This window comes from Daejeonella sp. (assembly GCF_044342615.1).
In the GTDB taxonomy this organism is placed as follows: Bacteria; Bacteroidota; Bacteroidia; order Sphingobacteriales; family Sphingobacteriaceae; genus Daejeonella.
In genome coordinates, this window is record NZ_JBIIPN010000099.1 from 1 (window position 1) to 9964 (window position 9964).

The following is a 9964-nucleotide window of genomic DNA, read 5'->3' on the forward strand; positions in this document are numbered from 1 at the left end:
TTCCCGTGAATTTGGTAAATCGATTCATGCCATTCATGCAGAAGGCTTTACCTCGAAGAAGTTATTGGGAGTGGATAGTTTGGGGGATTTGAGGTAGGGGGGAGCTAATTATTAGATATAAATTGTTCAAAACTATCGATTTTTGCTTTGTCAATTTTGTAATTTCCGTTTTCTTCTTTTGTAATTATAACACTGTCGAAGCCTAATTCATTCATTTTTTCAATCGTCAAGAGTTCGCCTTCTTTTACTTGGAAAACTCTACGTAGTAGCCAATCTGAAAGTGCCTTGTTAGGGTTTGTCATTAATGCTTTTGAATTATCTTGGCAAACTTTTGCTGAAAATAATTCTCCTGTTGGAATTTCAAGTTCAAAAAAATGGTCTCTTGGAGGGAAAAACCCAGGATATTGTTTGTGAATTTCAATAGGAATTGGAATGTAAACTTCTCCAAAATCACGTGTTCTTCCTGCTGCATTCCACTGATTTAGACCACTTTTTTCAAATACAAATTTCTCTTTGTTTTTAATGCCGTAAAGTGGTAAAATTATATAATTCTCACCCTTAATATATTTCTCTTTAGCAATTTTTAGCGATTTGTCTTCAATCAGTTCAAGTAATAAAGTGTATGGGTCCTCTAAAATTTCAATTGGAAGTTTAAAGGAATCTTGAGGGATATTAAATTTTCTAAAAAGTGTACTCTTCGAATAATTGAAGCTATAAAAATTTTTACCGTCTTCAAATTGTAAACTTGCACTATTTTGTTTAACAGAATGAATATTTGTTATGTCAATTTTGTTATAATCAGTTTCAAAAAGTATAAGCTCATTGTTCTTGCGGGCAACAATATGATAGAGAGAATTTTCAATATCGTATAAACGATTAGCTAAATCAATACGTTCGTTTCTATATTCAGATAACTTATAAGCTAAGTCTTTACCCTGTAGCTTAGACAATATTCTAGAAAGAGTATTGAACTCGGCAACTTTTTCGGTGCTACTATTTGTATTGCAAATAAAAGTTTTTAACCCAACACCCATTGAGTTAAATTTTGCATCAAATGCTGTGTCCGAACGGGAAAGGTTACCTGCATCAAAACTTCGACAAAAAATATTCTCAGCAACTCTATAATTTATGAAAGGAATGGAACTTTCACTAAAAAGACCTGAAAGTTTTGAAACCGCCGAAAGTAGTTTTAAGTAATTCCCATTGTTTTCTATGTCGATTTCTGCGAATGATTTCATAAAACTTTAATGATTTGATTTCCAATTCTTTCAATTAAAGTTGTTGTTACAGAATTTCCTGCTTGCATATATAATTTGCTGTTTGCAAGTTTAGGGATTATATATTTTTCTATTGGGTAACCTTGAAAAGCAAAACATTCTTTTGGTGTTAGTTTTCTAATTCCAAAATCATCAATTATTAACGGAACATTATGTCCTCCTGAACCCATATTTGCAGTTAAAGTTGGGCAAAGATTACTTTTATTTTCCCTTGCATAAACTCTTCTCCATTGATAAACCGTATCCTTTGAAAGCATTGTTTTTAAAAGTTCGGGATAATATTGATGGTCTTTTTTATAATAAAAAACATCATCTTGCTTTTCTTTATCAAGTATATCGTGAATTGTTTTTGTTAATTTAATAGGATTAGGAAACTCAAATTTTGCGTAATTTTTAACCTGATTTGGGTCAAAAGCGACAATAAAAATCCTTTCACGATTTTGCGGGACATTTGCGTGAGTTGATGAATTTAAGACTTTTGCGAATGTTTTATATCCTAATTTTTGTTCAAGAGTTTCAATTATCGTTTTGAAAGTATTTCCGTTATCGTGGGAAACTAAATTCTTGACATTTTCTAAAAACACAACTTTTGGTTTATGTTTTTTTACAATTTGCTCAATGTCAAAAAACAATGTTCCTCTTGTGTCAGCAAAACCTTTCTGATAGCCAGCTATTGAAAATGCTTGACAAGGAAACCCCGCGCATAAAACATCAAATTTTTCCGGTATGTAATTTTTGTTATATTCTTTAGTTATATCGCCAAATGGAACTTCACCGAAATTTTCTCGATATGTTTTTTTCGCTTCAATATTCCATTCACTTGTAAAAACGCATTTACCACCAATGTTTTGTAAGGCTAAGCGAAATCCCCCAATTCCAGCAAATAAATCAATAAATTTGAAGTTATAATTTTCTGGAGATGAAAATGGAACGTTTTTAGCTTCAAACAAAAGTTGTTGAAGTGCATCTTCGGCAACCATTGAAATATTTTCATTTTGCTTTTTATACTCAACATATTCTTTTAGAATTTTCAAAGCGTCTTTTTTAAAATGCATTGAAACTCCATTATCAATATTGTGTAAATAGTGAGTCAATATAGCTTTTTTGTCGTCTTGTGGCTCAACAAGCCTAATTTGAAAGCGTTTACCGTCAAATTCATCAATGCTAATTTTCTCTTCTGTATTCATTGGTTTGTACTTCAAAATTGAATTTGCAAGTTCGCAAATTTATCGCTTATAAAGACTTTTTTGTGTTTCAAATTTTCAACAGATAATTATGTTCGGTAGTGGGTTGGCTATGGTGTTTTTTCGTAAGGTGACATTATTAGTGCGGTAACCGTTTAACTCTACAGTTAGAGGGGTCTACTTCTCTTTCAATACATATTAATATAGGTAATGAATTCAAACAATAGATCACGAAAACAGCATTTTCCCAATCTTATATGCGATATGAAATTTCCTAATAAGGCACTTTAGAATTATGCCCAGCGGTATCCAAGCATTATCCAGCTGAACCTAATCTAGCCCTCCATTAACAACTCATTTATTTATGAATGATTTTTCAAACTAAATTGAGTTTAAGATTCGATTCTTTTATTGGTTTTCCTCTTTATCGTATTCCAAAAGAATTTTTTTAAGGTCTTCTTTGCTTGTGCCTTTTTTGGATTCAAAGTGAAGATTGATCACATAGTCCTCACGCAATCTCTCGTGTTGAAATAGCGTATCCAAAATGTGATTCAAGGAATATTCATTGATTTTTAACTTAAACACTTTATTAGCAGAAGAATCTACTTCAAATTTTTGTAGTTCAACTTGGCTGTGGCTTAGCTGTTCAATTTTCACAGAATAACGTTCATTTTCTTTTTCATAAGGCTTGACAAAATAGGGACTGACTATGAAAATCATCATCATCGTAAAATTCCACAATATATGAGCGATAAGGGATGAAAGAAAGTTAAATCTAACTCTTAAATATGTCAGTATAAACCCACCGAAAGTTTGAGTAGCCACAAGTAAGGGAAGTACCCAATAAAAAAAGGTGGAATTATTTAGAAAATTCACACTGTGCACAAACCCAAAAGTTAAAACCGAAGCATATACTAGGAATCTGAAAATAATATCCCATCTTTTCCTATTGATGAAAAATGAATAAAATTTGTTGTATCTCAGTGCAAGTCTAAAAATAATTTCTTCAATTAATGGAGCCCAAAGTGCCGCCGCAATTAACATGGGCAAAAGCTTATTGTCTTCATATACAATTCTTGTACTGGTAACGATAGGCTCTATTTTATTAATCACATAGATTATGGCATTAATAAAAACGAGATTAAGGATAAACTCAAAAAACAATATATAAAACAAGTATTTTATATTTGTTTTTAAACTCCAATTTTCAATTCTTTTATCTTCTGGATTTCTTATGAAACTGAGTACTTCTAAAATTATTTTTTTCAATTGTTTAGGATATTATTGATAATACTAAAATTCACCAAGCACCTTTTCCAACACCTCCATACCCGTATCAATATGTTGCTTCTCAATGATTAATGCCGGTCTGAAGCGTATGGTTTTATCGCCACAGCCTAAAAACATAACATGATGCTCCATTCCTTTATTTACAAACTCATTGCGCATTTCTTTAGTCGGGAAATCGAAAGCAGTGATTAAGCCCTTGCCTCGAACATTTGATATTTTATCGTTCTTTTTAGAAATCTCCATTAAACGATCTTGTAAATAAGTACCCATGGCAGCTGCATTATCCAATAGCTTATCTTCTTCAATAATTTCAAGAATACGGCTGGAGCGTACCATATCGACTAAATTACCACCCCAAGTGGAGTTGATGCGTGAAGGAACTCTGAATACATTTGTATCAATCTCGTCCACTTTACGGCCTACTAAAATCCCACAAACCTGCATTTTCTTTCCAAAGGCTACAATATCTGGACGAGCTTTCTCGCCAAAATGCTCATGAGCCCAAAATTTACCAGATAATCCCACACCCGTTTGAACTTCATCGTAAATTAAAAGACAATCGTTTTCGTCGGCAATGACTCTCAATTGCTCTAAAAACTCTTGTCTTACGTGGTTATCACCACCTTCTGATTGGATAGGTTCAATAATTATTGAGCAGATATCATCCGGATTATCGATAAAGGCTTGCTTAATTTGTGCGATAGATATTTCTTCTCGATTTTTTAAATCCGCTAAAGATTGATCTGTTAAAGGGAATTGAATGGCTGGAACACTCACTCTAGGCCAATCAAATTTGGCAAACCATTTGGTCTTATCTGGAAGTGTATTTGTTAAGCTTAGGGTATATCCACTACGACCGTGAAAAGCTTTTTCGAAGTGTAATACTTTAAAGCCATGTTCTTTGCTATATCCTTTTTTGAAATTCTTCTGGACTTTATAATCCATTGCTACTTTCAATGCATTTTCAATGGCAAGTGAACCACCTGCAATAAAAAATGCATGGGGCAGGTATTCTGGAATTCCAACTCTTGAAAATGTATCAACAAATTGTGCGTATTGCCTAGTATATATGTCTGAATTGGATGGATTGGTTAGTGCAGCTAACATCAGACTCTTCTTAAATTCTTCATCATGAATCATCTTAGGGTGATTATAACCCAGTGGGACTGATGCAAAGCAGGTAAAAAAGTCTAAAAGTGTACGTTGATGATTGGAATCATAGATATGTACTCCATTGCTTTTTTCCATATCAAAAGTTAAATCATAACCGTCTGCAAGGATGTGTTTGCTTAGGGTATTTTGTACTTGATCTGCTGGAATGGATAGTTTATACATAGACTTTTATTTTTAGTAAAGTTAGAGAAAAAGCCCTTAATTGTCCAAATTTTAACTTTTTATTCAATTTTGGATAAAAAATAGGTTTAAATTGTTTAAACCTATTTTTTTTTATTGAGCAGGATTTTTTTAAAAAATTGACGAGTCTATAAAATTTAATAAAGAATCAATTTCTGCCTAATTTTGCCTAAATTAAAATCTATCATGCATTCCCAATATACCTGTGAGTCCTCCAGTATGGATTGCCAAAATTTTACTTCCCGCTTTAAAATGGTCTTGTTCTATTAGATCGAAAAGTGCATAAAACATTTTTCCTGTATAAACTGGCTCGATTAAAATTCCTGTTTCTTGGCAGAAATTCTTAATAAATGTCATTAAGCCTTCATCCGTTTTAGCGTAGCCTCCAAAATGATAATTCTGATGAAATTCAAAGTCACTACATCCTGAAAAAGCTTCTATTTCAGCTTTTAGGGGGGCGGCACCTTTCAAGACTGGTATTACCTGTACTTTGGTATTTAAAGTCCGTTCATGTTTGCCTTTAATAAACCCAGCTGCAGTGGTGCCGGTGCCTGCCGCACAGAATAAATGGTCGTAAACGGTATCTAGCTCGTCTAGGAGCTCCGCGCAGCCCTGTACGGCCAATTGGCTTGCTCCGCCTTCATCGATGAAATACGCTGTAGTATCGGTTCCGAAATGCTTCTCAAATAAAACCTTTTTAGTTTTATAGCTTTCGCGATCAGTAAAAATGAGCTTCATGCCAAATAGTTGGCAGAGACTAAGTACTTCATTCTTGACTTCTTCGCCACGTACAAATCCCGTAGTTTTAAATCCGAATTTTGCACCCGCACAAGCGGTAGCTAGCAAATGGTTCGAGTATGCACCTCCGAAAGTTACCAAATGCCTTTTGTTTTGTTTGTGTGCCTCAAGAAGTAAATATTTAAGCTTTCTCCATTTATTGCCCGAAATAAAGGGATGGATCATGTCATCACGTTTTACAAAGACTTGTAGCTCTTTTTTAGTAAAAAGAGGACTGAAAATTTCTTCTGTGGGACTATAAATATCTAATTCGATCATCAGGATTATTGTAGGGTATCTTTACTTACCTAATCCAAAACCAATTCCACCATTAAAAGAATTATACTCCGCCATGCTGTATGACCCGTAAATTCTGAAGAATGCGAGGTTCAACTGAAATCCAATATTAGTTCTAAAACCATTAATGTCGGTTTGTTTGATGTTTACCGGATTTGAATAATTCGTATATGTTTTTTGTCCCAAAGGTGTTACACCCGTAATTATTGGGAAATTTCCTTTTATTCCGCCTTCAGTTTTGGCTTGATGGTATCCTAGACTTAAAAAAGGGGTAAATACTAAAAAGCGTTTCGAGATTATTGCCTCTGCATTTATTCCTGAAAATTTTGCTTCAATTCGTTGATTGCTAAAATCTTTAACCTGCGCTGGTGATTCTGGGATGGCGCCAACAGGTACTTTAACATCTAAAGGAGCCTCAAATTTGAATTCGGTATAACCAGCAGCCACTGCAATATCTATTGGAAATATCTTATCTGCCATCCCTGAAAACAAGGGTAATAACTCTACTTTTACTCCTGCACCCATCATCCCAATCGTTCCAATGTCTTTCCCTAAATTAACTTTAGGCGTAGCTCTTACTTGGAGTTCAATTCCTTTGGGTAAACCGATTGAACCCTGTAATTGTGGAGTGGGAATTAAACCAAAGCCTGTTCCTTTGGGCATGGCGAAGGTTTCTATAGGCTGATTTGCTGAGTCATAAATGCTCAATGATGCTCCTTGAGATTTTTCTCCTGCAAAGCTTGGTGTTAGAGTCTGTGCAGGGTTTGTAGGCCTAACATTGGATGAAAGTCCGATTTTTGTTAAATCAAATGTCTCATCAATAGGAGAGACGACTGTACCTGTTAATCCAAGTCTTAAATCGAAGCGTAATAAGTTTTTTGAGTGCGCCGAATTATTCCAACCACTATTTAAGCCTACGCCAAAGCCCTTAAAAAGTGGCTTTAGATATGCTTGGGTTAGTTTTGTGGCATCTGCGGGACCTGATTTTATAAGTCCCGAAACATCACTTTGCGAAAATGCAATGGTAGAAATGCTCAATAATAGTGCAAGTCCACAGCTCCTGATTAATGCAAATTTTTTCATACCAATTTAATTTAAGAGCCTAAGAAAAGCTCAGTGAATAATTTATAGCTGTTGATCAGGTAGGGTCAAATTTTATCCTTAATTAAGCTATAAAGGTAGATTCTTTTGTTTAAAAAGAATAGAATATAAGCAATTTTAGGCTAAAAAGCAAATTTTTAAAGAACAATACGCCTTTATTCTTATTAATCCCTTCAAAGGTTTAATTTTGCATTATGATAGATGAGAATCAGGATTTAGAGGAACAGGATCTTTATGAACACCTGCGCATTGTGGTTGATAAAGGTCAGTCGCTTTTAAGGCTGGATAAATTTCTGATTATCCGTACCGAAAATACCTCTCGTAATCGTATTCAAAATGCGATTGACGCGGGAAATGTACTGGTAAATGATAAAGTGGTGAAGGCTAGCTATAAAGTGAAGCCTTTTGATGTGGTATCTTTGATTCTGCCGCATCCTCCACGTGATACGGAGGTTTATCCTGAAGATATTCCAATCGATATCATTTACGAAGATGATGATGTAATCATGGTTAATAAAGCTCCCGGAATGGTTGTCCACCCAGGTTTTAATAATTATTCGGGAACTTTGGTGAATGCACTAGTGTTTCATTCGCAACAATTGCCGCAAATGCCTGGAAATGATGGTAGGCCGGGATTGGTGCATCGAATTGATAAGGATACATCGGGACTTCTCCTTGTAAGCAAGAATGAATGGGCAATAACTTTCTTGGCAAAGCAGTTTTTTGATCATTCAATTACTCGAAAATATATTGCGCTGGTTTGGGGAGATTTGGCTCAAGACGGTACTGTAAGTGGCTATATCGGACGAAGCACTAAAGATCGGAAGGTAATGGCTGTGTATGATGATGAAAATCAGGGCAAATGGTCGGTGACCCATTACAAGGTTCTTGAACGTTTAAATTATGTGACGCTCATTGAATGTCAATTGGAAACAGGTCGTACGCATCAAATTAGAGCACACATGAAGCATATTGGGCATCCTTTGTTTAATGATTCTACTTATGGAGGCGATAAAATTTTAAAGGGTACGGTATTTAATAAATACAGACAATTTGTTGAAAATTGCTTTGAAATATTACCTAGGCAAGCGCTACATGCAAAATCTCTTGGTTTTATTCATCCCTCAACAAAAGAGTTTATTCATTTTGAAACAGAGCTTCCTGCAGATATTTCAACGGTTATCGATAAATGGCGTAACTACATAAAAGAATAAAATGGACAAGCAGCTCATCAATTTTAATGGTCAAATTGTCCCTTCCGATCAACAAATTTTATCGGTAAATAATAGAGGTTTTCGCTATGGCGATGGACTTTTTGAATCGATGCGATACATGAATGGTGCTATCAAATTTCCTGAATTGCATATCGATAGAATCCAAAAAGGCATGAAAGTGCTTAAGCTTGATAATAATTCGCACATTGATTCTTGGTTTTTACGCGAAAAAGTAGAAGAGCTTGTTCGTAGAAATAAAATAGGAAACGACGCTAGGGTTAAACTAACAGTATTTCGCGATGCGGATGGTTTATATACACCTGATTCTAATAAAACAGGCTATGTTTTAGAATCTCAAGCATTAAATGATAGTCAGTATACCTTAAATCCCAAGGGATTAATTATTGATGTTTTTGATGAGCTTACTAAGCCCATAAATATATTGGCTAATCTAAAAACATGTAATTCTCTTGTTTACGTACTTGCTGGAGTTTATAAAAATCAGCATGCACTTGATGAAGTCATGATTTTAAATCAGAACGGCTTTCTATGTGAGTCGATAAGTAGTAATGTATTTGTGGTTTACGACCGGAAATTATACACCCCAGCTCTTAATGAAGGTTGTATTGGTGGTGTAATGCGTCAGGTGGTGATGCGTTTGGCTAAAGAAAATAATATTGAACTTGTTGAAGCTCAGGTAAATCCCGAAATTTTAAATGAAGCCGATGAGGTATTTATTACCAATGCCACCAAAGGTATTCAATGGGTTATGGGATATAATAATAAACGCTATTTTAATGAAGTTGCTAAGTTTTTGAGTGAGAAATTAAATCAACTCTAAAAGCTATAAACGTACACCTCTTAAAAATTCATCTACTTTCATTCTTTTTTTGCCCTCTAGCTGTAATTCTTTGACTGAAATAAATCCATTTAAACAAGCAAATTTAAGACTCGTTTTATGATCTGTTTCAACGCTTCCAGGCTGAAATTGATGATTTACTTCCTCGTATTCTGAACGATAAATTTTCAATATTTTATCTTGAAAGTGGCAGAAGGCAGTCGGGTAGGGACTCAAGCCACGGATATGATTTTGAACGGTTCTAACCTCTTGATTCCAGTTAATTAAACAATCTTCTTTAAATATTTTTGGTGCTGATTTTAGTTCCTTTTCAGACATTTTGTCTTGCGGAATCTCTTTATAATCTCCTGATTCAATGGATTTTACGGTTTTGACGAGTAAATCAGCGCCAATTGTCATTAGTTTGTCATGGAGGTCGCCTGCACTATCTTGTTCTTCAATTTTTACGCTTTCCGCAAATAAAATATCTCCAGTGTCAATTTCCTGCTTCAACAAAAAGGTAGTCACGCCACCTTCTTTCTCACCATTGATGATGGCCCAATTGATGGGTGCCGCACCGCGATATTGAGGGAGGAGTGATCCATGTAGGTTTATGGTGCCTTTTGGAGGCAT

Annotated in this window: 9 protein-coding genes; 2 read left to right on the forward strand and 7 right to left on the reverse strand. The window is 34.7% G+C overall.

All coding sequences use genetic code 11. The features are described 5' to 3' along the window. Positions 1 to 104 precede the first annotated feature (104 nt). The 6 genes from ACIQ0D_RS09120 to ACIQ0D_RS09145 all read right to left on the reverse strand — a co-directional run bounded on the left by ACIQ0D_RS09120 (position 105) and on the right by ACIQ0D_RS09145 (position 7261). Positions 105 to 1238, reverse strand: a complete 1134-nt coding sequence (locus ACIQ0D_RS09120) for a restriction endonuclease (RefSeq protein WP_395804878.1) — start codon at positions 1236 to 1238, stop codon at positions 105 to 107. Next, positions 1235 to 2464: a DNA cytosine methyltransferase gene (locus tag ACIQ0D_RS09125; RefSeq protein WP_395804880.1), complete on the reverse strand. Its 1230-nt coding sequence runs from the start codon at positions 2462 to 2464 to the stop codon at positions 1235 to 1237. Before ACIQ0D_RS09125 ends, ACIQ0D_RS09120 begins: the two co-directional genes overlap by 4 nt. Before the next feature lie 405 nt (positions 2465 to 2869). Further along, positions 2870 to 3730 (reverse strand): lysostaphin resistance A-like protein, encoded by an 861-nt coding sequence (locus ACIQ0D_RS09130; protein ID WP_395804882.1) that lies wholly within the window; start codon positions 3728 to 3730, stop codon positions 2870 to 2872. A 24-nt stretch (positions 3731 to 3754) separates the two neighbouring features. Continuing rightward, positions 3755 to 5086, reverse strand: a complete 1332-nt coding sequence (lat, locus tag ACIQ0D_RS09135; RefSeq protein ID WP_395804884.1) for an L-lysine 6-transaminase — start codon at positions 5084 to 5086, stop codon at positions 3755 to 3757. A 192-nt stretch (positions 5087 to 5278) separates the two neighbouring features. Beyond that, on the reverse strand, positions 5279 to 6160 hold the full coding sequence (locus tag ACIQ0D_RS09140; RefSeq protein ID WP_395804886.1) for a 1-aminocyclopropane-1-carboxylate deaminase/D-cysteine desulfhydrase: 882 nt from the start codon (positions 6158 to 6160) through the stop codon (positions 5279 to 5281). A gap of 21 nt (positions 6161 to 6181) precedes the next feature. Further along, entirely contained in the window at positions 6182 to 7261 is a 1080-nt protein-coding gene (locus tag ACIQ0D_RS09145; RefSeq protein ID WP_395804888.1) for a DUF6588 family protein, read from the reverse strand. Positions 7262 to 7473: 212 nt separating this feature from the next. On the opposite strand from ACIQ0D_RS09145, the gene ACIQ0D_RS09150 reads away from it, so the two are divergent. Both ACIQ0D_RS09150 and ACIQ0D_RS09155 read left to right on the forward strand, forming a co-directional pair. Then, a complete protein-coding gene (locus ACIQ0D_RS09150) occupies positions 7474 to 8493 on the forward strand; it encodes an RluA family pseudouridine synthase (RefSeq protein WP_395804890.1) in 1020 nt (339 codons plus the stop codon). A gap of 1 nt (position 8494) precedes the next feature. After that, on the forward strand, positions 8495 to 9334 hold the full coding sequence (locus ACIQ0D_RS09155) for an aminotransferase class IV (protein ID WP_395804892.1): 840 nt from the start codon (positions 8495 to 8497) through the stop codon (positions 9332 to 9334). A gap of 3 nt (positions 9335 to 9337) precedes the next feature. Here ACIQ0D_RS09155 and ACIQ0D_RS09160 read toward each other — a convergent pair. After that, a partial coding sequence (locus tag ACIQ0D_RS09160) for a methionyl-tRNA formyltransferase (RefSeq protein WP_395804894.1) occupies positions 9338 to 9964 on the reverse strand: 627 nt, incomplete at its 5' end.